Source organism: Burkholderia humptydooensis (assembly GCF_001513745.1).
In the GTDB taxonomy this organism is placed as follows: domain Bacteria; phylum Pseudomonadota; class Gammaproteobacteria; order Burkholderiales; family Burkholderiaceae; genus Burkholderia; species Burkholderia humptydooensis.
On record NZ_CP013382.1, the window covers coordinates 1,718,749 to 1,743,535 of the forward strand.

22 protein-coding genes and 2 pseudogenes are annotated in these 24,787 nt (G+C 67.4%); 3 read left to right on the forward strand and 21 right to left on the reverse strand.

The genetic code is table 11. The features are described from left to right. Nucleotides 1-15: 15 nt before the first annotated feature. On the forward strand, nucleotides 16-1,476 hold the full coding sequence (locus AQ610_RS26660) for an efflux transporter outer membrane subunit (protein WP_006027517.1): 1,461 nt from the start codon (nucleotides 16-18) through the stop codon (nucleotides 1,474-1,476). A 118-nt stretch (nucleotides 1,477-1,594) separates the two neighbouring features. Here AQ610_RS26660 and AQ610_RS32040 read toward each other — a convergent pair. The 5 genes and pseudogenes from AQ610_RS32040 to AQ610_RS26690 form a co-directional block, all read right to left on the reverse strand. Next, a pseudogene (locus AQ610_RS32040) lies at nucleotides 1,595-2,216 on the reverse strand (GNAT family N-acetyltransferase). Continuing rightward, nucleotides 2,171-2,770, reverse strand: coding sequence for an SDR family NAD(P)-dependent oxidoreductase (locus AQ610_RS37675; protein WP_006027520.1), 600 nt, complete (start codon nucleotides 2,768-2,770; stop codon nucleotides 2,171-2,173). The pseudogene AQ610_RS32040 and the gene AQ610_RS37675 overlap by 46 nt, the downstream one beginning before the upstream one ends. 40 nt (nucleotides 2,771-2,810) lie before the next feature. Further along, a complete protein-coding gene (locus AQ610_RS26680) occupies nucleotides 2,811-3,200 on the reverse strand; it encodes a DUF488 domain-containing protein (RefSeq protein WP_006027521.1) in 390 nt (129 codons plus the stop codon). Between the two features lie 260 nt (nucleotides 3,201-3,460). Next, nucleotides 3,461-4,663 (reverse strand): amino acid aminotransferase, encoded by a 1,203-nt coding sequence (locus AQ610_RS26685; RefSeq protein ID WP_006027522.1) that lies wholly within the window; start codon nucleotides 4,661-4,663, stop codon nucleotides 3,461-3,463. Between the two features lie 31 nt (nucleotides 4,664-4,694). After that, nucleotides 4,695-6,080: an amino acid permease gene (locus tag AQ610_RS26690; protein ID WP_009914722.1), complete on the reverse strand. Its 1,386-nt coding sequence runs from the start codon at nucleotides 6,078-6,080 to the stop codon at nucleotides 4,695-4,697. Between the two features lie 330 nt (nucleotides 6,081-6,410). Between AQ610_RS26690 and AQ610_RS26695 the strand changes: the two genes are divergently transcribed. After that, nucleotides 6,411-6,878 carry an Lrp/AsnC family transcriptional regulator gene (locus tag AQ610_RS26695; RefSeq protein ID WP_006027524.1) on the forward strand — a complete coding sequence of 156 codons (468 nt, stop codon included), beginning with the start codon at nucleotides 6,411-6,413 and terminating at the stop codon, nucleotides 6,876-6,878. A gap of 37 nt (nucleotides 6,879-6,915) precedes the next feature. Here AQ610_RS26695 and trhA read toward each other — a convergent pair whose 3' ends face one another. The 13 genes and pseudogenes from trhA to AQ610_RS26755 all read right to left on the reverse strand — a co-directional run bounded on the left by trhA (nucleotide 6,916) and on the right by AQ610_RS26755 (nucleotide 18,503). Next, nucleotides 6,916-7,536, reverse strand: a complete 621-nt coding sequence (trhA, locus tag AQ610_RS26700) for a PAQR family membrane homeostasis protein TrhA (RefSeq protein ID WP_009914721.1) — start codon at nucleotides 7,534-7,536, stop codon at nucleotides 6,916-6,918. 261 nt (nucleotides 7,537-7,797) lie between these two features. Beyond that, on the reverse strand, nucleotides 7,798-8,895 hold the full coding sequence (locus AQ610_RS26705; RefSeq protein ID WP_045554795.1) for a branched-chain amino acid ABC transporter substrate-binding protein: 1,098 nt from the start codon (nucleotides 8,893-8,895) through the stop codon (nucleotides 7,798-7,800). A 141-nt stretch (nucleotides 8,896-9,036) separates the two neighbouring features. Next, nucleotides 9,037-9,117: pseudogene (locus tag AQ610_RS35000) on the reverse strand (DUF4442 domain-containing protein); the annotation flags it as partial. Between the two features lie 51 nt (nucleotides 9,118-9,168). Continuing rightward, nucleotides 9,169-9,507: an L-rhamnose mutarotase gene (locus AQ610_RS26710; protein WP_009914716.1), complete on the reverse strand. Its 339-nt coding sequence runs from the start codon at nucleotides 9,505-9,507 to the stop codon at nucleotides 9,169-9,171. 35 nt (nucleotides 9,508-9,542) lie between these two features. Next, a complete protein-coding gene (locus AQ610_RS26715; RefSeq protein WP_006027528.1) occupies nucleotides 9,543-10,319 on the reverse strand; it encodes an SDR family oxidoreductase in 777 nt (258 codons plus the stop codon). A gap of 104 nt (nucleotides 10,320-10,423) precedes the next feature. Then, nucleotides 10,424-11,266 carry an ureidoglycolate lyase gene (locus tag AQ610_RS26720; RefSeq protein ID WP_006027529.1) on the reverse strand — a complete coding sequence of 281 codons (843 nt, stop codon included), beginning with the start codon at nucleotides 11,264-11,266 and terminating at the stop codon, nucleotides 10,424-10,426. A 70-nt stretch (nucleotides 11,267-11,336) separates the two neighbouring features. Next, entirely contained in the window at nucleotides 11,337-12,080 is a 744-nt protein-coding gene (locus AQ610_RS26725) for an SDR family oxidoreductase (protein ID WP_006027530.1), read from the reverse strand. A gap of 158 nt (nucleotides 12,081-12,238) precedes the next feature. Further along, on the reverse strand, nucleotides 12,239-13,078 hold the full coding sequence (locus tag AQ610_RS26730; RefSeq protein WP_006027531.1) for an amidohydrolase family protein: 840 nt from the start codon (nucleotides 13,076-13,078) through the stop codon (nucleotides 12,239-12,241). 136 nt (nucleotides 13,079-13,214) lie between these two features. Beyond that, a complete protein-coding gene (locus AQ610_RS26735) occupies nucleotides 13,215-14,561 on the reverse strand; it encodes a UxaA family hydrolase (RefSeq protein WP_009914711.1) in 1,347 nt (448 codons plus the stop codon). A 34-nt stretch (nucleotides 14,562-14,595) separates the two neighbouring features. After that, nucleotides 14,596-14,916 carry a UxaA family hydrolase gene (locus tag AQ610_RS26740; RefSeq protein ID WP_006027533.1) on the reverse strand — a complete coding sequence of 107 codons (321 nt, stop codon included), beginning with the start codon at nucleotides 14,914-14,916 and terminating at the stop codon, nucleotides 14,596-14,598. After that, nucleotides 14,913-15,938, reverse strand: a complete 1,026-nt coding sequence (locus tag AQ610_RS26745; protein WP_009914709.1) for an ABC transporter permease — start codon at nucleotides 15,936-15,938, stop codon at nucleotides 14,913-14,915. Before AQ610_RS26745 ends, AQ610_RS26740 begins: the two co-directional genes overlap by 4 nt. Continuing rightward, nucleotides 15,928-17,493: a sugar ABC transporter ATP-binding protein gene (locus tag AQ610_RS26750; RefSeq protein WP_006027535.1), complete on the reverse strand. Its 1,566-nt coding sequence runs from the start codon at nucleotides 17,491-17,493 to the stop codon at nucleotides 15,928-15,930. The genes AQ610_RS26745 and AQ610_RS26750 overlap by 11 nt, the downstream gene beginning before the upstream one ends. Further along, nucleotides 17,490-18,503: a sugar ABC transporter substrate-binding protein gene (locus AQ610_RS26755; protein ID WP_006027536.1), complete on the reverse strand. Its 1,014-nt coding sequence runs from the start codon at nucleotides 18,501-18,503 to the stop codon at nucleotides 17,490-17,492. Before AQ610_RS26755 ends, AQ610_RS26750 begins: the two co-directional genes overlap by 4 nt. Before the next feature lie 178 nt (nucleotides 18,504-18,681). Between AQ610_RS26755 and AQ610_RS26760 the strand changes: the two genes are divergently transcribed. After that, a complete protein-coding gene (locus tag AQ610_RS26760; protein WP_006027537.1) occupies nucleotides 18,682-19,506 on the forward strand; it encodes an IclR family transcriptional regulator in 825 nt (274 codons plus the stop codon). A 91-nt stretch (nucleotides 19,507-19,597) separates the two neighbouring features. Here the strand turns inward: AQ610_RS26760 and AQ610_RS37025 are convergent, their stop codons facing one another. The 3 genes from AQ610_RS37025 to AQ610_RS36505 all read right to left on the reverse strand — a co-directional run bounded on the left by AQ610_RS37025 (nucleotide 19,598) and on the right by AQ610_RS36505 (nucleotide 24,421). Continuing rightward, complete coding sequence (locus AQ610_RS37025) at nucleotides 19,598-19,759, reverse strand: hypothetical protein (RefSeq protein WP_006027538.1); 162 nt, start codon at nucleotides 19,757-19,759, stop codon at nucleotides 19,598-19,600. Between the two features lie 117 nt (nucleotides 19,760-19,876). Then, nucleotides 19,877-23,452: a YadA-like family protein gene (locus AQ610_RS26765; protein ID WP_009914705.1), complete on the reverse strand. Its 3,576-nt coding sequence runs from the start codon at nucleotides 23,450-23,452 to the stop codon at nucleotides 19,877-19,879. 795 nt (nucleotides 23,453-24,247) lie between these two features. Then, entirely contained in the window at nucleotides 24,248-24,421 is a 174-nt protein-coding gene (locus tag AQ610_RS36505; RefSeq protein ID WP_009914703.1) for a hypothetical protein, read from the reverse strand. Nucleotides 24,422-24,787: the final 366 nt, after the last annotated feature.

Here is a 24,787-nt window from a genome sequence, read left to right on the forward strand (position 1 = left end):
GGAGGAGGCTCGACGATGAAACCCTGCCTGCCGCTGTTCGCGTTCGCGTTCGCGCTGTGCGGATGCACGGTCGGCCCGGACTTTCGCCCGCCCGCCCCGCCGGACGTCTCGACGTACGCGCGCGAAGCGCTGCCCGTCACGACGCGCGCCGCGAACGCCGCGCAAACGCTCGCCGCCGCCCCGGCCGCGTTGCCCGCATGGTGGACGCGGTTTCGATCCGACGCGCTGAATCGTCTCGTCGACACGGCGCTGCAACGCAGCCCGACGCTCGACGCGGCGCGCGCGAGGCTCGCCGAGGCGCGCGAGGACTACATCGCACAAGCGGGCGCATCGCTGTTTACCGCGATCGACGCCAGGCTCTCGGGCGCGCGCCAGAAAGTCGATCCGGCCGCGTTCGGCATTCCGAACGTGCCGAAGCCCGGGCCGTTCACGCTGCTCAACGCATCGGTGAGCGTGTCGTATGCGCTCGATGCGTTCGGCGGCAATCGGCGCGCGCTCGAAGCGCTGCTCGCGCAGGTCGATTTCCGGGCTTACGAGCTTCAGGCCGCTCGTTTGACGCTCGCCGGCAACGTCGTGTCGACGGCGATCCGGCGCGCATCGCTGCAACGGCAGATCGCGCTGACGCAGCGGCTCATCGACGCACAAGCGCAGCAACTGGCGATCGTCGAAGCGCGCTACGCGGCGGGCGGCGTCGCGCGGCTCGACGTGCGCGCGCAGCGAACGCTGCTCGCGCAGACGCGCGCGTCATTGCCGGCGTTGACGACGCAGCTCGCGCAGGCGGACCACCTGCTTGCGATTCTGCTCGGTGCGGCGCCGTCGAAAGCCGATTTCGGCGACCTCGCGTTCGATGCGCTGCATCTACCCGACACGGTGCCCGTCACGCTTGCGTCGACGCTCGCTCGCGAACGTCCGGACATCCGCGCGTCCGAGGCGCTCCTGCATCAGGCCAGCGCGAACGTGGGCGTCGCGACGGCGAACCTGTATCCGCAATTCGTGATCTCGGCGAGCGCCGGCTCGCAGCGCACGCGCATGGCGGATATCGTCGACGGCATGAACATCTGGAACATCGGCCTGAATCTGACGCAGCCGATCTTTCACGGCGGCGAGCTGCGCGCGAAGCGCCGCGCGGCGCAGGCCGCTTACGACGCCGCATTCGCATCGTACCGGCAGACCGTCCTGCAGGCGCTGCAGCAGGTCGCCGATGCGCTCGATGCGCTGAAGGACGACGCGCAGGCGCTGGATGCGCGCGACGCCGCGGCGCTGGAAGCGCAGGCGAGCGTCGAGATCGCGCAGGCCCGCTATGCGGCGGGCGGCGTCAGCCTGTTCGGCCTGCTCGATGCCCAGCGCCAGGCGTCGCAGACGGCGCTCGACAGGACGCGGGCGCAGGCCGACCGGCTCGCCGATACGGCGGCGCTGTTTCAGGCGCTGGGCGGCATGACGCCCGATTCGCCGGCGGATCGGATACGGAAGCCATAGCATCGGGCGCGGACGCGAACGTGCATCGATGGGTGGTCGCGCGCAGCGCGCCGTGACGCGGCGAGCGCGAGCGGGCAACGAGCGGAAGCGATCGACCGGCTCGCTGCCCGGCCGTCGGCTACGCGCGCCCGTTCCGTTCGGGTGCGGCAGCCGGCGGCCGATCGCTCGGGTGCCGTGGGCCGGCGGCCGGCCGCTCGAAAACCAGTATCGGCTCGCCCTTGTATTCGGCGACGGCGACTTCCCGATAACCGAACTCCGCGGCCAGCCGGATCGAGAAACGATTTTCCGGGCCGATCAGGCAAACGGTGCGCCGAGCCGCCAGATGCGCGTCCGCCCAATCGAGCACCGCATGCAACGCTTCGCGCGCGATGCCCTGCCCCCACGCGGCCGGGGCGAGCGCGCCGCCCAGTTCGGGCGCATCGCCGAGCGCGGGAACGATGTCGCGCTTCGCATCGGCGAAGCCCATTTCACCGATGAAGAATGAAGAGGCCGGTCTCTTTTTCGCGAGCCATCCAGTAGCCGAAGCCCAGCAATTGCCAATGCCCAACGTAGCGCAACAGGCGCAGCCAGCACTCTTCCGCGGCGAACGGTTCGTCGCGTATCAGACGGGTCACGCCGGGATCGGCCCACAGTGCCCGGCTGCCTTCGAAATCTTCGAGGCGATGGCAGGACAGGATCAAGCGCGCCGTCTCGATCACCGGAGCGGATCGGCCAGCGCCGCCATCGACTTGCTGCTGGATGATCCCTTGCACGTTTGAGCCGTTCCGGACTGGCCGGAGGCCGACGCGATTCGATCATGGCCCGACGGCGGTTCGCGCGAACCGACGATCGCACGCGCGGTTTGCGTCGACAGGCAGCGATCGCCGATCGCGTCGAGCGACGGAGCAAGGAATCGGCGCCGCTCCTGCTGCACGGGTTCGATCATGAAATGCGCGCTCCGACGCGAGCGCGCGGCGGCCTCACCGTCGCAGGTTGACAATGTCGAATCGGGCCGCCACGCACGCCACGTCGCAGTCTTCGCAATAGAGTCCGCCGAGCCCGCCGAGACGCGGCGACGTCGCGGCCCCCATACCTGCGTCGCGGCGCCCTGCGCGGGCGTCTTGAAGGTCGGATCGAGCAGCACGCCAGGCTCGTCGCCCCAGCCGAACGCCATCATCTCGTCGCGTGTCAGATGCCGCTGCAGCGGCGTCGCGATCTTGCCGGGATGCAGCGAAAACGCATGCACGCCGTCACGCGCGCCGAACGCATCGAGTTGCACCGCGAACAGCGCGTCGGCCGTCTTCGATTCGCGCACAATCGACCCGCAGCGACGCCTGCGCCGCCCTCGCCTCCCGTCACGACCGGATCGACGCGCCCCGCTCCTCGAGCAGCGCGCGCAGCACGCTGCGGTGGCAGTGCGCCTCGTTCTCGCAATAGCAGCCGATTGCAAAATTCGACGTTGCCGACAACGCGGCGAGCACGTCGAGCACCCTGCTCGCGTCGCCGTGCTTCATCTCCGCGCGGAACTTGCGCGCGAATGCCTTCCATTCGGCGTCGGATTCCGCCGCCTGCGCTTCGGCGACGAGCTCCGGGCTCGGCGACAGCGTCGGCAGCCAGACGTCGTAGTAGTCGCGCGACGCGAACGCTTCCTTCGGCACGCCGCGCGGCGGACGGCGCACGGTGCCGATCCGCACGCCCTCGTCGTCGGCGCGCGGCTCGCCGAGCCGGACGATGCTGATGCTCATGTTGGACTCCCGTTCAGAGTGACCGACGCGCGGCGCGCTTGAGTTGCCGGCGCGCGCGCCGCACACCGCGCGCGGTCCTTGCCGATCCGCGACACCGATGCCGACTCCGCAACCGCATCGCACCGCCGATCGCCTTCGATGCGATCCGATGCGATCAGCCCCCGACGCGCCGCCGCGGGCATCCGGCATCGCACCGCCCCAACCACATACCGCGCGCGCCAAGGCCCAGCTTCCCGCCGCGCCCGACGCGCGCGCAAACGTCAGACGCCGCTCGCGATCACCGCGCCGATCGCTTCCGCGACGACGCCGACGTTCGCCTCGTTCAGCCCGGCGACGCACATCCGGCCCGAGCGCAGCACATAGACGCCGTGCCGCTCGCGCAGGCACTCGACCTGCGCTTCGGTGAGCCCCGTGTACGTGAACATCCCGCGCTGCCTCACATAGCGCGACAGCGCCTCGCCCTGCACGTGCGCGCGCAGGCCGTCGTGGATCGCGCTGCGCATCTTCGCGATGCGCCGGCACATCGCCGCGAGCTCTTCTTCCCATTGCGCGCGCAGCGCGGGCGTCGTCAGCACCTGCGCGACGATCCTCGCGCCGTAGGTCGGCGGATTGCTGTAGTTCGAGCGCACCGCGCCCGCGAGCTGGCCGAGCACGCGCGCGGCCGCCGCCGCGTCCTCGCAGATCACCGACAGCGCGCCGACGCGTTCGCCGTACAACGAGAAGTTCTTCGAGAACGAGTTGGCGACGAACGCCGGCACGCCGCGGCGCGCGAGCTCGCGGATCGCGAACGCGTCGGCCGCGAGACCCGCGCCGAACCCCTGGTACGCCATGTCGACGAACGGCAGCAGCTCGCGCGCCTGCAGCACGTCGATCAGCTTCAGCCACTGCGCGTCGTCGAGGTCGACGCCCGTCGGGTTGTGGCAGCACGCATGCAGCAGCACGACGCTCTTCTTCGGCAGCGCATCGATCGCGGCCAGCATCGCGTCGAACTTCAGGCCGCCCGTCGCCTCGTCGTAGTACGGGTACGTGTTGACCGTGAAGCCCGCGCGCTCGAAGATGAACCGATGGTTCTCCCAGCTCGGATCGCTGATCCACACCTGCGCGCCCGGAAAGTAGCGCTTGATGAAATCCGCGCCGACCTTGAGCGCGCCCGAACCGCCGAGCGTCTGGACCGTCGCGATGCGCCCGGCCGCGCGCGCGTCGCTGTCCTCGCCGAACACGACCGCCTGCACCGCGTCGCGATACGCCGCGAGCCCCGTCATCGGCAGATACGGCTTCGGACCGGATTCGCGCTGCACGATGGCTTCGGCCTCGCGCACGGCGCCCATCACCGGAATCCGGCCGTCGTCGTCGAAATAGATGCCGATGCTCAGGTTGACCTTGCGCGTGCGCGGGTCCTGCTGGAAGTTCTCGTTCAGCGTGAGAATCGGATCGCCGGGGTATGCATCGATATGTTCAAACATGGCGGTTTCTACAGGTGAAGAAAAATCGGGTTCAACGGGCCGACACGCCGTCGCCGAGCGCATAGCCGGCGCCGCGCTGGCGGAACCGGTAGCCGACCGCGAGCACGACGAGCCACACCGGGATCAGGTAGACGGACAGACGCAGATCCGGCGTGCGGAACATGACGACGAGGATGGCCGCCATGAAGACGAGACAGAGATAGTTCGTCAGCGGGTAGCCGAGACTCCTGAAGCGCGTCGTCTCGCCCGCCGCGCGTTTGGCCTGACGAAACCGCAGATGAATCACGCTGATCATTGCCCAGTTGATGATGATCGCCGATACGACGAGCCCCATCAACAGCTCGAACGCCTTGCCCGGCATGAAATAGTTGATCACGACGCACAGCGCGGTCGCGAACGCCGACACGCCGAGCGCGGCGACCGGAATGCCGCGCCGGTTCGCGCGCGCGAGCGCCTGCGGCGCGTTGCCCTGCTGCGCGAGGCCGTACAGCATCCGGCTGTTGCAGTACACGCAACTGTTGTAGACGGACAGCGCGGCCGTCAGCACGACCACGTTCAGCACGTTCGCGGCGGTGTCGCTCGACAGCGCGTGGAAGATCAGCACGAACGGACTGCCGCCCGTCACGACCTTCTGCCACGGATACAGCGACAGCAGCACGCCGAGCGCGCCGATGTAGAAAATCAGGATCCGGTAGATCACCTGGTTCGTCGCGCGCGGGATGCTGTGCGACGGATCGTCCGCCTCCGCGGCCGTGATGCCGACGAGTTCGAGGCCGCCGAACGAGAACATGATGACCGCCATCGCCATCGCGAGGCCGCCGATGCCGTTCGGGAAGAAGCCGCCGTGCCGCCACAGGTTCGCGACGCCGGCATCCGGGCCCGCATGCCCCGACAGCAGCAGGTAGCCGCCGAAGCCGATCATCCCGACGATCGCGGCGACCTTGATGATCGAGAACCAGAACTCGGTCTCGCCGTACGACTTGACGCTCGCGAGGTTGACCGCGTTGATCGCGACGAAGAACACGAGCGCGGAGATCCAGGTCGGCACGCCCGGCCACCAGTACTGGACGTAGATGCCGACCGCGGACAGCTCGGCCATGCTGACGAGCACGTACAGCACCCAGTAGTTCCAGCCGGACAGGAAGCCCGTGAAGTGCCCGCAGTATTTGTTCGCGAAATAGCTGAACGAGCCGGCGACGGGCTCGTCGACGACCATCTCGCCCAATTGCCGCATGATGAAGAACGCGACGACGCCGGCGAGCGCATAGCCGAGCAGCACCGACGGCCCCGCCATCCGGATCGTCTGAGCAATGCCGAGGAAAAGCCCCGTGCCGATCGCGCCGCCGAGCGCGATCAACTGGATGTGGCGATTCTTCAGCCCCCGCTTGAGGCCGTCGTTGTCCTGATCTGAAACCATGTCTTCTCCGTCTCGTCCGCCCTTTTTGGAGGCGGCGCGCCTTCGGGCTGGCCCGGGCGCCGTGTACTTGTTCCGGCCGCCGGCGCGGATGTCGCGGCGGGCGGCCGGGCTGGGGATGTCGAGTTCCTGCGCGGCGTGCATCGTCTTCGCGTGGAGCGGGAAGCACAGCCCTCCGCTCCTGCCTGCACGCTCCGAGTTTTTATTGATCCCGCGCAAAAAATCGGGGCTCAGTTTATCGCCGGCAGGATGAAATGGGGTTTCGTAAGCCCTTCATGCAAACCCTACATTATGAGATAAAATTGCACACGGGAGACAATCAAGGAAACAAAAATGCAAGAACCGCTTCTTGATCGCATCGATCGCCATCTGCTCGAGATCCTGCAGGAAAATGGCCGCATCTCCAATCTGGAGCTTGCCAAGGCCGTCGGGCTGTCGCCCGCGCAGACGCTGCGGCGCCACCGGCGCCTCGAGGAGATCGGCGCAATCAAGCGCTACGAGACCCGGCTCGACGCCGACACGCTCGGCTTCGGCGTGACCGCGTTCGTCCAGGTGACGATGGAACGCGGGCACATCCGCGATCTGTCGACATTCCAGAAGCTCGTCTCCGAGCTCGCGCAAATCCAGGAGTGCTTTTCGGTCACGGGCGACATCGACTACGTGCTGAAGGTCGTCGCCGCGGATCTGAAGGGCCTGTCGACGTTCCTGCTCGACACGCTGATGCGCATCCCCGGCGTGAGCGGCGTGCATTCGAGCGTGTGCCTCGACGAGATCAAGTGCACGAGCGCGATGCCGCTGTAGCGGCGAGAAGTGGCGAGCAAGACTCGCCCGCCGCGCATCATGCGACGTAGCCCGCGACGCTGACGAACTGGCACAGGCTGCCCGCCAGCACGAACAGGTGCCAGATGCCGTGCCCGTGGCGGATGCGCTCGTCGTTGACGAAAAAATAGATGCCGACGCTGTAGATGACGCCGCCCGCCACGAGCCAAGCCGTCCCCGCCGCGGGCAGCGCATGGACCAGCGGGCGGATCGCGACGAGCGCGAGCCAGCCCATCAGCACGTACAGCGCCATCGACACGCTGCGGGTGCGCCGCCCGAGCGTGAGCTCCTGCACGATGCCGAACGCGGCGAGCCCCCAGCTCACGCCGAACAGCGACCATCCCCACGGCCCGCGCAGCGTGACGAGCGTAAACGGCGTGTAGCTGCCCGCGATCAGCAGATAGATTGCCGAGTGATCGCACTTCTGCAGGATGGCTTTCAGGCGCGGGCCGCGCACGCTGTGATAGAGCGTCGAGATCGCGTAGAGCACGCACAGCATCGCACCGTAGACGCTGAAGCTCACCACCTTGTACGCATCGCCGTCGAGCGCGCCCATCGTCACGAGCGTGGCGAGCCCCGCCACCGACAGCACCGCGCCGACGAGATGGGAAATGCTGTTGAAACGCTCACCGACATGCACGACGCTACGCTCCACTTCGACACGGGTTGATCAAGACGAATAGCTCATATGATACCGATCCCACGGCGAAGACGGCGGCCGCTTCGTGGCCCCGGCCACGCTTGCGGGCAATTTATTCGATGCGGCTTGATCGAGCCGAACAAAATCGACCGCCGCGCGAAGGCCCGCGCGGCAATGCGAAACGAAACGGGCGGACGCCGAACCCGGCGCCCGCCCGTTTCATCGCTCGGCGAGCCGGGCGGCAAACGCCGCCCGCCCCGCTTACATCGTCACCTGATCGAGGAAGGTCTTCTTGCCCCCCTTGAAGTCGTACAGCGAAATCACGCCGTGCTTCAGGTCGCCCTTCGAATCGAAGACCGTCGTGCCGATCACGCCCGTGTAGTTCGTCTTCGGCATCGCCGCGAGAATCTTCGCCGGGTCCGTCGAGTTCGCGCGCTTCATCGCGTCGACGATGATGTACACCGCGTCATACGTGAACGGCGCGTCGAAGCGGATCGGCTGGTTGAAGCGCTTCTCGTACTTCGCCTGGAACGCCGCGCCGCCCGGCATCTTCTCGAGCGCCGCGCCCGCCTGCGAGCACACGACGTTGTCGGCCGCATTGCCGGCAAGCGCGGGCAACTGCTCGGTGCATACACCGTCGCCCGAGAAGATCTTCGCGCGCAGGCCGAGCTGCTTCGCCTGCTTCGCGAACGGGCCGCCCGTCGCGTCCATGCCGCCGTACATGATCGCGTCCGGGTTCGTGCCCTTGATCTTCGTCAGGATCGCGCGGAAATCGACCGCCTTGTCGTTCGTCGCGTCGTGCGACAGCACCTTCAGGCCGAGCGCCTTCGCCTTCTTCTCGAACTCGTTCGCGAGGCCCTGGCCGTAGGCCGTCGAATCGTCGACGACGGCGACCGTCCTGATCCCCTTTTGCTTCGCATAGTCGGCGAGCGCCGGGCCTTGCTGCGCGTCGGTCGCGACGACGCGGTAGGTCGTCTTGAAGCCTTGCTGCGTATAGGCCGGATTCGTCGCCGACGGCGAGATCTGCAGGATGCCGGCATCGCTGTAGATCTTCGACGCCGGAATCGACGTCCCCGAGTTCAGGTGGCCGATGACCGCGACGACCTTGCCGTCGACGAGCTTCTGCGCGACCTGCGTCGCGGTGCGCGGGTCGGCCGCGTCGTCCTGCGCGTCGAGCTGGAGCGTGATCTTCTGGCCGCCGATCGTGAAGCCCTTCGCGTTGATTTCCTCGACGGCGAGGCGCGCGCCGTTCTCATTGTCCTTGCCGAGGTGGGCGATGCCACCCGTCAAGGGCTCGGCGCTGCCGATCTTCACGACCTGATCGGCCAGCACATGCGCCGAGGCCGCGGCCATCACCATCGCGGCCGCGCTGATCGGCAACAGTCTGTTGGTTTTCCTTTTCACTGCAGTCTCCTTGTTGGACGGGCGTAGATCATATGATCGGATGATACCCGTTCAAAATTCGTGCAGCGAGTCTCGCGAGGAGTCCGCGCCCGCGGCTCAGGCCTTGACGTTCATCGCGATCCGCGCGGTGAACACCGTCTTGCCTTCCGAATCGGTAATCTCGACCGGCACGAGCTCGCGATCGCGGCGTAGCGGTCGGTTTCGAAGGCGTAGGCTCGACGCGCCGCATCACTGCACCGCAAGATCGAAGATCCGCGTCATCGGCGTCCATTTCATGCCGGCGGGCGTCCACGGCGTCGGCTGCTGGAACGTGCCCATCAGCGCTTCCCACTCGACGATCTTCGCGTCGGCGCGCGCGTCGGCGTCGAAACGCGCCGCGTCGAACCGCGCGTCGTCGGTTTCCATCACCATCGTCATCCGCGTGCCGAGCCGATAGATCTCCATCGCCACGACGCCATGCGCGCGAAGATGCGCGGCGACCTCCGGCCAGATCCGCTCGTGATGCGCTTCGTAGCGCGCGATCGCATCCGGGTCGTCCTTCAGGTCCAAAGCGAGGCAGTAACGCATCGCGCGCTCCGTCGTCGATCGTCGGGGAAGCCGCGTCAGGTCAGCGCGCGATCGAGATGCGTGTAGCCGCCGTCGACGAACAGCCACTGCCCCGTCGTGTGCGACGCGCGCTCGGACAGCAGGAACACCGTCGTCCACGCGATCTCGTCGGCGCTCGTCATCCGCTTGCCGAGCGGGATCTTGCACGCGATCGACTGCAGCTTCGCGTCCGGATCGTCGAACTGCGCGAGCCAGTTCGCGTAGAGCGGCGTCATCACCTCGGCGGGAACCACCGCGTTCACGCGCACGCCGTCGCCCGCGAGCGATGCCGCCCATTCCCGCGTCAACGAAAGCTGCGCGCCCTTCGATGCGCAATAGCCGCTCGTGCCGCCTTGCCCGGTGATCGCGGTCTTCGACGACACGTTGACGATCGCGCCGCGGCTCGCCTTCAGATGCGGCAGGCAATAGTGCGCCATCACGTAGTAGTGGATCAGATTGCTCGCGAGCGACGCGACGAATGCGTCGCGGCCCGCGTCGAGCCCGACGCTGTCGTTGACGCCCGCGTTGTTGACGAGCCCGTCGATCCGGCCAAGCGCCGAGATCGTCTCCTCGACGGCCTCGCGGCAGCGCGCGTCATCGGCGAGTTCGACGCGCACGAAACGCGCGCGCGGCTGCAATGCGAGCATGCGTTCGGCGAACGCCGCGTCGAGCGGGCTGCGGCCGAGCACGACCGGAATCGCGCCTTCCTCGGCCAGCGCGAGCGTGATCGCGCCGCCGATGCCCGAGCCGCCGCCCGTCACGATCACGACCTTGTCTTTCAGGTTCAGGTTCACTTGTCTGCTCCGATGTTTCGACGGGCGCCGCGCCGGATCGCCCGACGGCCAAGCGCAGCGGCCGACGCGCGACGCCCGCCCGGTCTTGCCGCGCCCCGTTCGCGTCAACCCTGCACGACCCGCTGCCGCTGCTCGCCGAGCCCCTCGATGCCGACCCTCATCACCTGCCCCGCGCGCAGATAGACGGGCGGTTTCTGGCCGAGCCCGACGCCGGGCGGCGTGCCGGTGGAGATCACGTCTCCCGGCTGCAGGCTCATGAAGCGGCTCAGGTAACTGATCAGGAACGGCACGCGGAAAATCATCGTCGCGGTCGAGCCATTCTGATAGCGATGGCCGTCGACGTCGAGCCACAGTTTCAGCCGGTGCGGGTCCGGCACTTCGTCGGCCGTCACGAGCCAGGGCCCAAGCGGGCCGAACGTGTCGCATCCCTTGCCCTTGTCCCACGTGCCGCCGCGCTCGAGCTGGTACTCGCGCTCGGACACGTCGTTGACCACGCAATAGCCGGCCACGTGCGCGAGCGCATCCGCTTGCGCGATGTGGCGCCCGCCCGTGCCGATCACGACGCCGAGCTCGACCTCCCAGTCGGTCTTCGTCGAGCCGCGCGGGATCTCGACGTCATCGTCGGGGCCGCAGATCGCGCTCGTCCATTTGCCGAAGACGACGGGCTCGCTCGGCACGTCCATGCCGGATTCGGCCGCGTGGTCCGAGTAGTTGAGCCCGATGCAGATGAACTTGCCGACGCGGCCGACGCATGCGCCGAGCCGCGGCGCGCCTTCGACGAGCGGCAGGCTCCCCGGATCGATCGCGCGCAGCCGCGCGAGCGCGTCGGGGCCAAGCGCGCTGCCCGCGACGTCGTCGATGACGCCGGACAGATCGCGAATGCGCCCCTGCGCGTCGAGCAGGCCGGGTTTTTCGTGGGACTTCGCCCCGTATCGCAACAGTTTCATGAATTCGCCAGGTAGGTGAGTGCCAATGAACGGCGCATGAACGCCGCATGCGGTCGCCGCGCGGCAGGCTTCAGTTCGACCAGCCGCCGTCGATCAGATGAATCGCGCCCGTCGTGAACGACGATTCGTCGGACGCGAGATACGCGACGAGCGCCGCGATCTCCTCCGGCTTGCCGATGCGCCCCATCGGCTGGCGCGCGACGAACGCGGCGCGCACCGCATCGATCGGCTCGCCGCGCGCGTGTGCCTGCGCGGCGATGCGTGCATCGAGCGACGGCGATTCGACAGTGCCCGGGCAGATCGCATTGCAGCGAATCCCGTGCGTGACGAAGTCGGCGGCGACGGCCTTCGTCAGGCCGATCACGGCCGCCTTCGTCGCGCCGTAGACGAACCGGTTCGGCACCCCCTTCACGCTCGACGCGGCGGACGCCATGTTGATGATCGAGCCGCGCTCGCGCGCGAGCATCGCGGGCAGGAATGCGCGGATCGTCCGGTACATCGACTTCACGTTCAGATCGAAGCCGAAGTCCCATTCGTCCTCGGTCGCGTCGAGCACCGAGCCCGCGTGGACGAAGCCCGCGCAGTTGAACAGCACGTCGACAGGGCCGATCGCACCGGCGAGCGCGCTGATCGCCGCGCCGTCGCGCACGTCGAGCACGCGCGCATCGAACGGGCCGTCGCGCAACGCATCGATGCGGATGTCGGTCGCGATCACGCGCGCGCCTTCGCGCGCGAGCCGCTCGGCCGCCGCGCGGCCGATGCCCTGCGCGGCGGCCGTGACGAGCGCCGTCTTGCCTGCCAGTCTTTCTCCCATGTTCAGCTCCCGATGAAGTGATCTCTGCCGGATGTAACATATCTGTCGATGTGTCGTCGCGCTTGCCGGTCGCGCTTGCCGTTCCCGGCCGCGTGGCGCCCGTCGCGAACGGCGCGCGAAGCGCATCGCATGCGTTCCGGGATGCGCGCCGCGCCCGCTCATAGCCGGTAGAACGCCGCGGCGTTCGCGCCGAACACCGCGTCGCACGCGCGTTCGCCGACGCGCGCGGCGGTCAGCGCGCGCGCGCTCGCATGCCAGAGCGCGTAGTCGCCGTTCAGGTCCAGCACCGGCCAGTCGCTGCCCCAGATCATCCGCGCCGCGCCGAACGCGCCGAACAGATGGTCGACGTAAGGAGCGATGGTTTCGCGGCGCCAGCCGTGCGCGGCCTCGGTCGCGAGCCCGGACAGCTTGCAGTGCACGTTCGGCAGCGCGGCGAGCGCCGCGATGCCGTCGGCCCACGGCTGCCACGCGGCGCGGCCCGCGCGGATCGGCGGCTTCGCGCCGTGATCGACGACGATCCGCAGCCGCGGAAAGCGGCGCGCGAACGTCGCGAGCGGCGCGAGATGGCGCGGCGTCACGAGCGCGTCGAACGCGAGGTCGAGCTCGACGAGCGCGTCGATCGCGGGCGCGAGCGCCGGGTTCGCGATCCACGCGGCATCGGGCAAATCCTGCAGCATCGGGCGCACGCCCTTGAACGCAGGATCGCGCGCGAGCGCGGCGAGCGTGTCGCGCGCATCGGGCGCATCGAGCGGCGCCCAGCCGACCACGCCCGCGATCGACGGCTCGCATCGCGCGAGATCGAGCAGATAGCGGGTCTCGTCGACGGTCGGCGCCGCCTGCACGGCGATCGTGCGCGCGACGCCCGCCGCCGCGCGCAACGGCGCGAGATCGGCGGGGCCGAACGGGCGATACAGCAGCGCGAGCGCGGGCGTGAGCCAGCCGTAGTCGCCGCGCGACGGGTCCCAGTAGTGCTGATGGGCGTCGATGATGCCGGTCACGCGCCGCTCCTTCCGGTCGACGGCGTTGCCGCCGCATCCGATGTCGCGCCAACCGCGCCGCCACGCGCAAGCCTCGCCCGTCGTCCGGCGCCGAAGGCTTCCTTCGCCGCCGCCGTCATCCGCCGCGCCGCCGCGCTCATGCCTGCCGCGCCGCGCGCAGCGGCCCCGCGACGGGCAGGCACGCGGGCCCGAGCGGCTCGAACGCCTTGTAGGTCAGGATGAACTCCTGATGGCCGAGCGCCTCGGATTTCGACGTCGCGCCGCTCGCGACCGCGAGCGTCTTCGCGAGAATCTCGCGGCCGACTTCGTCGAGCGTCGCGCGGCCTTCGAGGATGCGGCCCGCGTCGACGTCCATGTCGCCCTCGAGCTTGCGGTATGTCGCCGGATTCGCGCACACCTTGACGACGGGCGCGAGCGCGGAGCCGACCACCGAGCCGCGGCCCGTCGTGAACAGGATCACGTGCGCGCCGCATGCGATCAGCTCGGCGATCTCGGCGTTGTCGCTGATGTTCGGGAATCCGAAGCGCGGCTCGCCGTCCGGCACGACGTCGAGCAGATAGAGGCCCGGCGTCGGCGGCACGTCGCCCGGCTTCACGATGCCGACGATCGGCGACGCGCCGCTCTTCGCATACGCGCCGAGCGATTTCTCCTCCTGCGTCGTGAGTCCGCCGTCCGCGTTGCCGACCGCGAAGCTGCCGTGTCCGAGGATCGAGTAATAGCGCTCGGCCTTCTGCACGCACGCGACGATCTCGCGGCCGAGCTCGGGCCGCGCGGCGCGGTTCTGCATGTGATATTCGCAGCCGACGAGCTCGCCCGTCTCCTCGAACAGGCACGCGGCGCCCTGCTCGACGAGCAGGTCGAACGCGCGGCCGACAGCCGGATTCGCGGTGATGCCGCTCGTGCTGTCCGAGCCGCCGCAGATCGTGCCGACGATCAGCTCGCCGATGCCCATCGGCACCTTCGCCTGCTTCGCGAGCGCCGCTCGCGCATCGCGCACCCAGTCGACGCCCGCGCCGATCGTACTCAGCGTGCCGCCCGCGTCCTGGATCGTCAGCACCTCGGCCGGGCGGCCGCTCGCGCGCACCGCATCGACGAGGTAGCGCTTGTTCATGCTCTCGCAGCCGAGCGATACGAACAGCACCGCGCCGACGTTCGGATGCGTCGCGAGCCGCTCGATCATCTTTTCCGCGTAACCGTTCGGATAGCAGCCGGGAAAGCCGATCAGATGCACGGGCGGCGCGTCGGCCGCGGGCGGCGCGGCGCCGCCGAAGCGCAGCGGCGTGCGGAACTGCGCGACGATCTCCCGCGCGACGTGATGCGCGCACTCGACGAGATACGCGACCGCGACGACGTTGCGGATGCCCTTGCGCCCGTCGCTGCGCGGATAGCCCGCAAGCACCGCGCGGCGCACGCCGTCGGGCGGCACGCGCTCGCCTTCGGCGGAAATCGCCGCGAAACCCGGCGTCGAGACTGTCATGGACATGAATGGTTCACCTGAATAAACGGTTGCGGCCGCGTCAATGCGCGACGAACGCGTGGCCCGCGTCGTGCGTGTACGTCGGCAGGTAGTCGCTCACGAGGTTGTGCGTGTGCAGATGCTCGCCGCGCGCGACGTCGCGAATCACGTGGCCGATCGGCGCGCCGTAGCGCAGCACCTTGTCGTTCGCCGCGAGCGGCGCGCGCGCGAGCTTGTGTCCGATCTCGATCGTCTGCGCGAGCACGACGCGCTCGCCGTCGATCGTCACGCACTGCCCGGCGCAAAGGCGCGTCGCCGCGATCAGGCAGTTGTCGTCGGGCGACAGCAGCAGCAGCCGCGCGTCGGCGGCGCGCGCGCTCACGATTGCCCCTCGCCGCCCGCGACGCGAGCGACCATCAGCGCGCCCAAAATAATCGCGCCGTAGATCGCCTGAATCCAGAACGACGGCACCTGCGCGAGCGTCAGCAGGTTCTGCACGACGCCGAGCAGCAGCACGCCCGTCAGCGCGCCGAGCATCATGCCCTTGCCGCCGTCGAGCGAGATGCCGCCGATCACCGCGGCCGCGAACACCGTGAAGATCATCCCGCTGCCCTGGTTCGCGTTGATCGCGCCGACATAGCCCGTGACGACGAGCCCGCCGATCGACGCGAGCACGCTGCCGAGCACGAACACGCCCCACGTGATCCGCTCGACGCGAATCCCGGCCGCGCGCGCGGCCTCGCCGTTGCCGCCGATCGCGTACAGCGCGCGGCCGAGCCGGTGGTAGCGCAGCATGAACGCCGCGCCGCCGAACACGGCCGCCGCGAGCCACACGGACAGCGGCAGGCCGAACACGATCGTCGTCGCGAGCGCGAAGAACGACGGCGGCATGTCGAACAGCGTGCCGCCCTTCGTCGCGCCGACGAGCATCCCGCGCAGCACGATCAGCATCGCGAGCGTGACGATGAACGCGTTCAGGCGCATCCGCACGACGAGAAAGCCGTTGACGAAGCCGATCAGCGCGCCGATCGCGACGATCGCGGCGAGCCCCGCGGCGGCGGGCCACTGGAAGCCGAAGCCGGCGGACGAGGCCGGCATCACGAGCATCGCGCCGATCGCGGGCGCGATGCCGACCGTCGATTCGAGCGACAGGTCGAACTTGCCCGTCAGCACGATCAGCGATTCGGCGAGCACGACGAGCGCGAGCGCCGCCGACGCGCCGAGCACGCTGATCAGATTCGCCTTCGTGAGAAAGCTCGGGCTCACGAACGCGCCGATCGCGATCAGCAGCATGAGCGCGGGCAACAACGCGAGGTCGCGCAACCGCGCGATCTCGAACGGCTTGCGCGCGACGGCGCGCGCCGGCCCCGGCGGCAGCGCGGAACTCGTCAGGCTAGACTTCATGGGCATCGACTCCTTCGATGGATGCAATCAATTCGTTGTCCTGCCAGCCGGCCGGAAACTCGGCGACGATGCGCCCGCGGAACATCACGAGCACGCGGTCGCAGGTGCGCAGATCGTCGAGCTCGCCCGACGCGACGAGCACCGCCTTGCCGTCGTCGCGCACGCGCCCGACGACGGCGAGCAGCGCCTCCTTCGATTTCACGTCGACGCCCGCGGTCGGATCGATCAGCACGAGCACGCGCGGATCGTTCGCAAGCGCGCGCGCCATCACGACCTTCTGCCGATTGCCGCCCGACAGCCCCGACACCGGCTGCCGCGGCCCCTGCGCGACGATGCCGAGCGCGTCGATCATCCGCGCGCCGAAGGCGTGCTTTTTCGCGGGCGGCGCAAGCCCGAAGCGCCCGAAGCGCCCGAGCGCGCCCGCGATCGTCATCGATGCGTTCTCGGCCACCGATTCGCCGAGCACGAGCCCTTCGCGATGGCGATCCTTCGGCACGCAACCGACGCCGCGCGCGAGCGCGGCGGGGACGTTGCCCGGCGGCAGCGCGTCGCCGTCGATGCGGATCGCGCCCGCGCGCGGCGCGCGCAACCCGGCCACCGCCTCCGCGACGCCCGTGCGGCCGCTGCTCGTCGCGCCGGCCAGCCCGACGACCTCGCCGCGCCGCACGCAAAACGACACATGCGCGTAATCGCCGCCCGCGAGGCCGTCCACTTCGAGCGCGCGCGGCGCATCGGCCGGCAGCGGCGGGCGGCGCGCCGCGTCGGCCACGGCGAGCCCGCCGCGCTCGCCTGTCATCGCCTCGATCAGCGCGTCGCGCGGCAGCGCCGCCACGGGCGCGCTGACGATGCGCCGCGCGTCGCGCAGCACCGTCACCGCCTGGCAGATGTCGTACACCTCCTGCAGGTGATGCGAGATGAACAGGAACGTCACGCCGTCGCGCTGCAGCTCGCGAATCCGCGCGAACAGCCGCTTGATCTCGTCGCCGTCGAGCTGCGCGGTCGGCTCGTCGAGGATGATGAAGCGCGCGCCGTACGACAGCGCCCGCGCGATCTCGACGAGCTGGCGCGCCTCGACCGTCAGGTCGCCCGCGCGCGCGTCCTCGCCGACGTCGATCCGCCAATGGTCGAGCAGCGCGCGCGCGTCGCGCCGCAGCGCGCGCCAGTCGATCGCGCCGCGCTTCGTCGGCTGCCGGTTGATGAACAGGTTCTCGGCGACGGTGAGCTCGCGGATGATCGTCGAGTGCTGATAGACGCACGCGACGCGCGCGCGCCAGCCGTCGCGATCGGCGAGCGGCGGCGCATCCTCGCCGCCGAAACGCACGATGCCCGCGTCCGGCTTGCGCAGCCCGGTGAGAATCGACACGAGCGTCGACTTGCCCGCGCCGTTGCGCCCGACGAGCGCGTGCGACTCGCCCGGCCGCACGCACAGATCGACGTCCGCGAGCGCGGTGTGCGGGCCGAAGCGCTTGGTGACGGCGCGCGCCTCGACGACGGGCGCGCCGCCGCACGCGGCAGCGGCGGCAGTGACATCGGCGGTGGCGGCGGTCGCGTTCATTTGATCGTGTTGCCCCACAGGCTCTTGTCGTCGACGTTCGCCTTCGTCACGAGCGGCGCCGGCAACTGGTCTTCGAGAATGCCCGGCGCGCGCTGCACGATCACGCTGCCGTGATCGGTCGGCCCCGGCCTGAACGTCTGGCCGGCGAGCGCCGCCTTGATGTAGAAGAGCCCGTAGCGCGCGTACAGGTCGGCGGGCTGCGACACGGTGGCGTCGATGTCGCCGCGGCGGATCGCTTCGTATTCCTGCGGGATGCCGTCGTTGCTGACGATCACGACGTGCTTCGCGTCGCCCGCCGGATACAGCATCTGCTTGCGGCGCAGCGTTTGCAGCGTCGGCGACAGATAGACGCCGCCCGCCTGCATGTAGATGCCCTTCACGTCCGGATTCGCGGTCAGCAGGCTGTCGAGCGCGGTCGCGGCGACGTCGCCCTTCCACGCGGCCGGGATCTCGAGCACCTGCAGGTGCGGATAGCCCTTCATGCACGCGCGGAACGCCTCCGAGCGGTCGCGGCCGTTCACCGACGCGAGATCGCCCATGATCTGCACGACCTTGCCCGCCTGCACGTGCTCGCCGAGGTACTTGCAGGCCTTCTCGCCGTATGCGCGGTTGTCGGCGCGCACGACCATCGCGACCTTGCCCTGCGTCGGCGCGACGTCGACCGCGACGACGCTCACCTTGCGCGCGGCCGCCGCGTCGAGCGCGCGGCCGATCGCCGCCGAATCGAGCGGCCCGACGACGATCCCCTTCGCGCCGAGATTCAGCAGGGTGGTCATGTCCGTGATCTGCTGCGCGGGATCGCCGTTCGAATTGACGGGCGCGAGCGCATCGATCTGCATGTCCTTCGCGTAATGCAGCAGATAGTTGTTGTACGACTGCCAGAACGGCGAAGTCAGCAAAGGCAGGTCGAGCCCGACCTTGCCCGTGTCCGCGCCCGCCGGCGCGGCGGCGATCGCGCCCGCCAGCGCGACGCACCCGGCGAGCGCTCGCCCGCGATTGATCCACGTCATGCCTGCCTCCTTTCCTCTGATGTTTGTCGGCCCGGCGTGCGGACCGTTGCCATATGTTCATTGGCGAAATTATTATTTATATACGGACTTTTTGAAGTCAAGGAGACCGTGGCGCAGAATGACTGCGTATTTTCCCTATCCCTGTCCTCACCCCTATCCGACGCACCCGATCGCCAACATGAACGCCAGGAAACCACGACCGGCCGGCCCCGCCGACGAACCGCAGGATCTCGACGATGCGGACCGCTACCGCGCGCCGGCGCTCGACAAGGGGCTCGACATCCTCGAGCTGCTGTCCGAACGCAAGGATGGCTTGACGCGCACGGAGATCACGAAGGAGCTCGGCCGCAACGCGAGCGAGATCTATCGGATGCTCGAGCGGCTCGTCGCGCGCCAGTACGTGATCCGCTCGCCGGGCGGCGACCGTTATTCGCTGAGCCTGAAGCTGTATGCGCTCGCGCACCGGCACCCGCCGATGCACCGGCTGATCGCCGAGGCGCTGCCGCCGATGCAGCGCTTCGCGGACGCGGCCGAGCAGTCGTGCCATCTGTCCGTCTACGATCGGGGCAACCTGCTCGTGATCGCGCAGGTCGACGGGCCCGGCATCTGGGGGATGTCGGTGAAGCTCGGCTCGCGTGTCGGGCTCATCGACACCGCGTCGGGCCACGCGATGCTCGCGTTCCAGTCCGCCGAGCAGCGCGCGCACATGCTCGCCGAGCACACGAAGGTGAAAGGCGAGCAGCCGCTCGCCGCGCGCAATCTCGACGCGCGCCTCGACGCGATCCGCGCGGCCGGACACGTGCAGCAGGACAGCCGCCAGATGTTCGGCGTCACCGACGTCACCTACCCGATCCTCGGCCCGGCGGGCCAGGCGATCGCCGTGCTCACGTGCCCGTACATCCGCCGGATCGACGCGTACGTCGCGCCGCAGCTTGACGAGGTCGTCGCGCTGCTGCACGCGACGGCGGCGCGGTTGTCGATGGTCGGCGAGGCAGCCGTGTGACGATCGCGCCGGCGCGGCCGGGCCGCGGGGCCGCGCGGTCAGTCGGTCAAACCGGCGGCGGATCGCCGAGCCACCTCTCAGGCAGGCAAGGTCAGTCGGAATTCGTGGGGGGCCGCAACGGGTTGGCCAAGCAGCGGTCTGTCAGATAGAAGCGCTGCATGAATGCAGCAGGCGATCGATAATCGAGATGCGCCTGCGTGCGTTGCCGGCTGTGGAAGATCTCGATGTATCCGCGGATCGCGGAAAGCGCCATCGGCAGCGCCGTAAAGCTCGATACGAGGAACCGCGGAGCGACATGCCCTGCCCGGGCATGTCGCTCATCGAACACAAGCCAGGTCCGACCGAATCGTTCCTGACGACGCGGCTTCGCTCAGAACTGATAGCCCGCGCCCACCACCGCGCCGAAGTCCGAACGGCTGTTGCCCGTCACCGATGCCTTCACCACCCACTTGTTGTTTTCGGTCACGTAGCTGTAGCCGGCCGCGAAACCCTGCTGGCCGTGATAGTTCGCCGTCGCGGCCGACACCATCGAACGGCCCGCGCCGGTCGGTTGCGGCAACCCGGCCACCGCCATCGCCGACGCAACGCCGCCGTACATGTCTTTCTTCAGGTCGTTGAACGAGTTGTACACCTGACCGATGCGCTGATCCGTATAAGCCTTCGCATCCGATCTGGCCGACTGGACGTTGTCGTTCAACTGCTGAACGTTGACGGCGTCGGTCGGGGCCGTGCCGGCCGCGACGTTCGTGACCTGGCGTTCGTTGCCCTTCGCGCCGACCGAGAACGAATTGTCGCGATCCGCGACCGAGCCTTGACCGACTGCGACCGAATTCTTGCCGCTCGCCGTCGCCGTCGAGCCGAACGAACCCGCCTCCGCGCGCGCGATCCAGTTCGTGTTCGCATCGGTCGCCGTCGCCCTGACCCTTTCGTTGTCCGCAACGTTCTTCAGCGCGCTGTTCAACTGGCCGACGTTGACGGCATCGTTGTTGTTGACGCCCGCGGCAACGCCCGTCAGAACGCGGTCGCCCGACGTGCCGGAGAAATTCACCGACGTGCCGCCCGTGTCCTTGCCGACCGTGATCGGGCTGCCCGCGTCTTGCTGCTGCACCAGACCGGCCTTGCCGTTCGCAACATCGTCCACCTTGTTTTCGATGTGGGTCACGCGGTTATCGAGATTGTTGATCGCCTGCGTGTTTTGCGAGACTTGCTGATTCGTCGCATACAGTTGCGAACCGTTCACCGCCTGGGTGCTGTCGGCCGACAATTTGCCCGCCGCGACGTTGTTGATCACGACCGGCCCCGAGCCGTTGCCGACGAGCGTCACCGAGTTCAGGCGCGCGCCCGTCGTCGGATCGACATCGTATTGGACGGCGTTTTTCGTGCCTTCCTGCACCGCGCCCGCCACCTTGTCGTTCAACTGCTTCACGTTCACGGCGTCGGTATCCGCGATGCCGGTTGCGACATTTTTCAGTTGTACCGGCGCCGACTTGTCGCCGCCCGCGAACGTGACGGTGTTCAGACGCGTCGAGCCATCGGCGCTGTAATCGTACTGAACAGCGCGCGAAGCCTTGCTGTCCACGCCGCTCAGGTCGCCCTTGAGCGCATTCAACTGCTGGCCGTTCACCGCGTCGGTGCTCGTGTCGGAAATCTCGCCCGGCGCGACGTTCGTGATTTTCTGCGGCGAAGCCGAGCCATGCGAGGCATCGTATGCGCCGAGCGTCGAATTCCACTGCAACGCGTCTTGCTTGAGCGCCGAAATGTCGGTCGTGTTGTTCGCGATGTTCGTCACGTTCTGCGTCACGCGGCCATCGATCGCGGTGACTTGATCGCCGAGTTTCGTCACGTTGCCGCTGATGTTGCTGATGCTCGCTTCGGTCGCGCCGACGCGTTGATTCGTCGCGTACAGTTGCGCGCCGTTCACGGCGTCGGCGCTGGTTGCGTTCAGCGCGCCCGCCGCGACGTTGGTGATCGTCACCGCGCCCGGCTGACCGCCGGCGAGCGTGATCGAATTCAGGCGATCGCCTTGCGCGCCCGTGTCGTACACGACCGCATTCTTCGTCGCGCCGCCGATTTGACCGTTGATCTGGTCTTGCACGCTCTTCAGTTGCGCGCCATTGATCGCATCCGTGCTCGTAGCGGAAATGTCGCCCGCCGCCACGTTCGTGATTTTCTGCGCGGCGCCGCTGCCGTGAGAAGCGTCGTACGCGCCGGCCGACTTCGACCATTGCAGCGCGTCTTGCTGCAACGCGCCGATTTGGGTCGTGTTGTTCGTCACGCGCTGATCGAGGTTGTCGATCTGCGTGGACAGATCGCCCGTCGCTTTCGACAGTTGGCCGACGTTCACGGCGTCCATTGCATCCTTGCCGTCCGCGACGTTTTTCAGCGCGACGGCCTGCGACGCGCCGACACCGCCGAGCGTCACCGATTGCTTGCCCGCGTCGTCGTACTTCACCGACAGCTTGTCGGACGCTTGCAGGTTCGTGATGTCCGTCGCGTTCTGCGCGACCTGTTGATTCGTCGCGTACAGTTGCGAGCCGTTCACGGCATCGCTGCTGTCGGCCGACAGCTTGCCGGCCGCGACATTCGTCACGGTCGTGCCGTTCGCCCCTTGCAGCGTCACCTTGTCGAAACCTTCCGCGCCGTCGTATTTCACGTTGCGCTTGTCGGCGGCCTGCAGATTCGACACGTCGGCTTGCGTGCCGACGAGACTCGTGCTCAGGTTCGTGACGTTCGCATTCGTCTGACTGAGCGATGTGCTCAAATTGGTCACGTTGCCTTGCAGATTCGCGATGTTCGTCACGGCCGACGACAGCGACGATTGAATCGGCGAAATCGCGCCGTCGAGCTGACCGACGTTCACCGCATCGTGCGCGTCCTTGCCGTCCGCGACGCCCTGGATCGTGGTGCCGTTCGCGCCCTTGAGCGTAATCGACGATTTGTCGGCGCCATCGTATTTCACCGAGAGCGCGTCCGACGCCTGCAGATTCGTGATGTTGCTCGTAGCCGTGGAAAGCGACGTATTGATGTTCGCGATCTGGCCGCCGATCGTCGTGCCGAGGTTCGTGACGTTCGTATTCGTCTGGTCGATCTGGCCTTGCAGACCGCTGTTGACGTTCTTCAACTGCTGAACGTTCACGGCGTCCGTATCGGCCGCGCCCGCTGCGACGTTTTTCAGTTGACGCTCGTGAGCGAGCGAGCCGAACGACACGGCGCCGCCGACAGGCGCCGCCGTGCCGCCGAAAACCGGCGTGCCGCCGTTGTTCGCCCCCGCCGCACCCGAGCCGATCGCGATCTGATCGTCTCCGTTCGTCACCGCACCTGCGCCGATTGCGATGGCGCGCTTGCCTGCCGCGCGCGTTTGCGTGGTTGCGTCGTACGTTGCGCCGCCCGACACGCCATCGTTGCCGCCACCGACCGCCGAACCGATCGCGATCGACTGCGAATCCTGCGCGAGCGCCGAATGGCCGAGCGCGATGCTGCGGTCGCCCTTCGCATCCGCGACGTTGCCGAGGGCCATCGAAAAATCGCCGAGCGCCGCCGATTGGCGGCCCACCGCGAGCGACGTATTGCCCGCCGCGACCGCCACCGTGCCGATTGCCGTTGCCGAATTCGCGAGCGACTGCGCGCCGACGCCTACGGCGATCGCGCCGCCGCCGCCGGTGCCCCCCTTGCTGTTCGCGTTCGACTGGTCGCCGATCGCAATGCCGGCCACCCCGGCTTTCGCGTTGGTCCCTGCACTGTAGCTCGAGCTGCTCACCGCGACATAATTTCCGCTCTTCGTTGCGACGCAGAGCGGGTTCGTGCCGTCGATGCATTGACCGCTGAGTGCGTTGTCCGGGTTGCCGCGATCCACGAAGTTGGCTTGAGCGTGGGCGGCTCCCGAGGCGAGAAGACCCGTGCCCGCGAACATCGTCGTGACGATCATCGAAATGTGTTTCTTCTTCATGCTTTCTTCTCCGTTCTACGTAGCGTCTGGTTAATTAAGAACTACTAACTTGCTGAACTGCATGTCGATCACGAGTCCGACAATGGACGAACGCGAATCGCATTCCGCGCACATCGACACTCGCGCCGATGCGCGCGGCCATCGGTCTGAGGGCGTCGATCATTGAGGCACGGGCCGCCAACTCCGGACCGTGCGGCATTTCCGCCGGAAGGTCCGGCCGCCTATCGCCCGGAGGCTTGCCTTTCCGGTAACAAATCCTCTTGAATCAGGTACGCATATGATTTTTCAAAAAATAGCCACGGCATCGAATACATCAGCCGACACGATTTTAAAAATCATAAAATCCGGATATTCAGATCACGGTCGATTTTCATCACCCCATGCGAATCACGCACCTTCCGCCTTCGATATTGAGCAGCCGATAAATAGAGATGAATCAGCGCGCGCCAATCCCTCGGCATCAATCCGATTTCATCAGGCCCCTTTCATTTAAGTTCATTTCCGGACTGCGGCGCCGCCACTTACACCCTTTATCCGCCCGAGTAAGTTCGGCATCTAACTTTCGGGCAGATTATGAAACAGCAACCATCAGGAGCAAAGGCATCATTGTTTATAAATTGTCAAATTCTCATTCATTCCCCTCTCCTTTAAAATCTTTAATACTTAATGTTTTCCAAATAGGAAAAATACTTTTCCAGAGCGGATCGCATGAAATTGATGTCACGCGACATACCGGGCAGAAATCCCGGATACCCCAGAACACTCGACCAGCAGGGAACCAGTGGCGAACGGCCATCACGATGAGCGACACGCTCGACAAGCCTCACCGGCAACGGCGTTTTTGCCTTGCCGCGAAAGCTGAAGATTCGACGCGCCCGTGCCGATGCCGCCCGTATAACCGGTCACGGTCACGCGCGAGAAACGCTTGCGGCATTGCTGATTCGGCGGATAAGCGAGCTTCAAGAACATGCGTGTAGCGCGGTTATTCGGATCGCCAAATCTCTTTTTTGGCGGAAATATTCTTTTCTGGCGCGAACATCATCAACATATTTCAAAAGCGTGCCGAATTCCGGCCGACTGAAATATCAAATAAATTCAAATCGAGCCAAAATCGTCACCGCCAAAATAGAACCGTGATACGGTTCGAGACGTTTCATCGCGGCCGTCCGGTCTTGCGGTGCTTGCCCGCCGCCGCCCCGCTCTCTGCCTGGACAGGCAGCGCGGCAGGACGACTGGGACGGGATACCCCCAAGCGTCAGTTTCGTCAGCTTATAATTTTCTGCGCCGATGTTTTGCCCCAATGGAGCCGGCGGAACGCGGCGCCCGCAGACCAAC

What these genes read in the sequence shown, in the direction of transcription:
- AQ610_RS26660 (WP_006027517.1), top strand. Translation starts at nt 16, where the DNA reads ATGAAACCCTGCCTGCCGCTGTTCGCGTTCGCGTTCGCGCTGTGCGGA.
- AQ610_RS26680 (WP_006027521.1), bottom strand. Translation starts at nt 3,200, where the DNA reads ATGAGCATCAGCATCGTCCGGCTCGGCGAGCCGCGCGCCGACGACGAG.
- AQ610_RS26685 (WP_006027522.1), bottom strand. Translation starts at nt 4,663, where the DNA reads ATGTTTGAACATATCGATGCATACCCCGGCGATCCGATTCTCACGCTG.
- AQ610_RS26690 (WP_009914722.1), bottom strand. Translation starts at nt 6,080, where the DNA reads ATGGTTTCAGATCAGGACAACGACGGCCTCAAGCGGGGGCTGAAGAAT.
- AQ610_RS26695 (WP_006027524.1), top strand. Translation starts at nt 6,411, where the DNA reads ATGCAAGAACCGCTTCTTGATCGCATCGATCGCCATCTGCTCGAGATC.
- AQ610_RS26705 (WP_045554795.1), bottom strand. Translation starts at nt 8,895, where the DNA reads ATGGTGATGGCCGCGGCCTCGGCGCATGTGCTGGCCGATCAGGTCGTG.
- AQ610_RS26710 (WP_009914716.1), bottom strand. Translation starts at nt 9,507, where the DNA reads ATGCGTTACTGCCTCGCTTTGGACCTGAAGGACGACCCGGATGCGATC.
- AQ610_RS26720 (WP_006027529.1), bottom strand. Translation starts at nt 11,266, where the DNA reads ATGAAACTGTTGCGATACGGGGCGAAGTCCCACGAAAAACCCGGCCTG.
- AQ610_RS26725 (WP_006027530.1), bottom strand. Translation starts at nt 12,080, where the DNA reads ATGGGAGAAAGACTGGCAGGCAAGACGGCGCTCGTCACGGCCGCCGCG.
- AQ610_RS26735 (WP_009914711.1), bottom strand. Translation starts at nt 14,561, where the DNA reads ATGTCCATGACAGTCTCGACGCCGGGTTTCGCGGCGATTTCCGCCGAA.
- AQ610_RS26745 (WP_009914709.1), bottom strand. Translation starts at nt 15,938, where the DNA reads ATGAAGTCTAGCCTGACGAGTTCCGCGCTGCCGCCGGGGCCGGCGCGC.
- AQ610_RS26750 (WP_006027535.1), bottom strand. Translation starts at nt 17,493, where the DNA reads ATGAACGCGACCGCCGCCACCGCCGATGTCACTGCCGCCGCTGCCGCG.
- AQ610_RS26755 (WP_006027536.1), bottom strand. Translation starts at nt 18,503, where the DNA reads ATGACGTGGATCAATCGCGGGCGAGCGCTCGCCGGGTGCGTCGCGCTG.
- AQ610_RS26760 (WP_006027537.1), top strand. Translation starts at nt 18,682, where the DNA reads ATGAACGCCAGGAAACCACGACCGGCCGGCCCCGCCGACGAACCGCAG.
- AQ610_RS37025 (WP_006027538.1), bottom strand. Translation starts at nt 19,759, where the DNA reads ATGGCGCTTTCCGCGATCCGCGGATACATCGAGATCTTCCACAGCCGG.
- AQ610_RS26765 (WP_009914705.1), bottom strand. Translation starts at nt 23,452, where the DNA reads ATGAAGAAGAAACACATTTCGATGATCGTCACGACGATGTTCGCGGGC.
- AQ610_RS36505 (WP_009914703.1), bottom strand. Translation starts at nt 24,421, where the DNA reads ATGTTCTTGAAGCTCGCTTATCCGCCGAATCAGCAATGCCGCAAGCGT.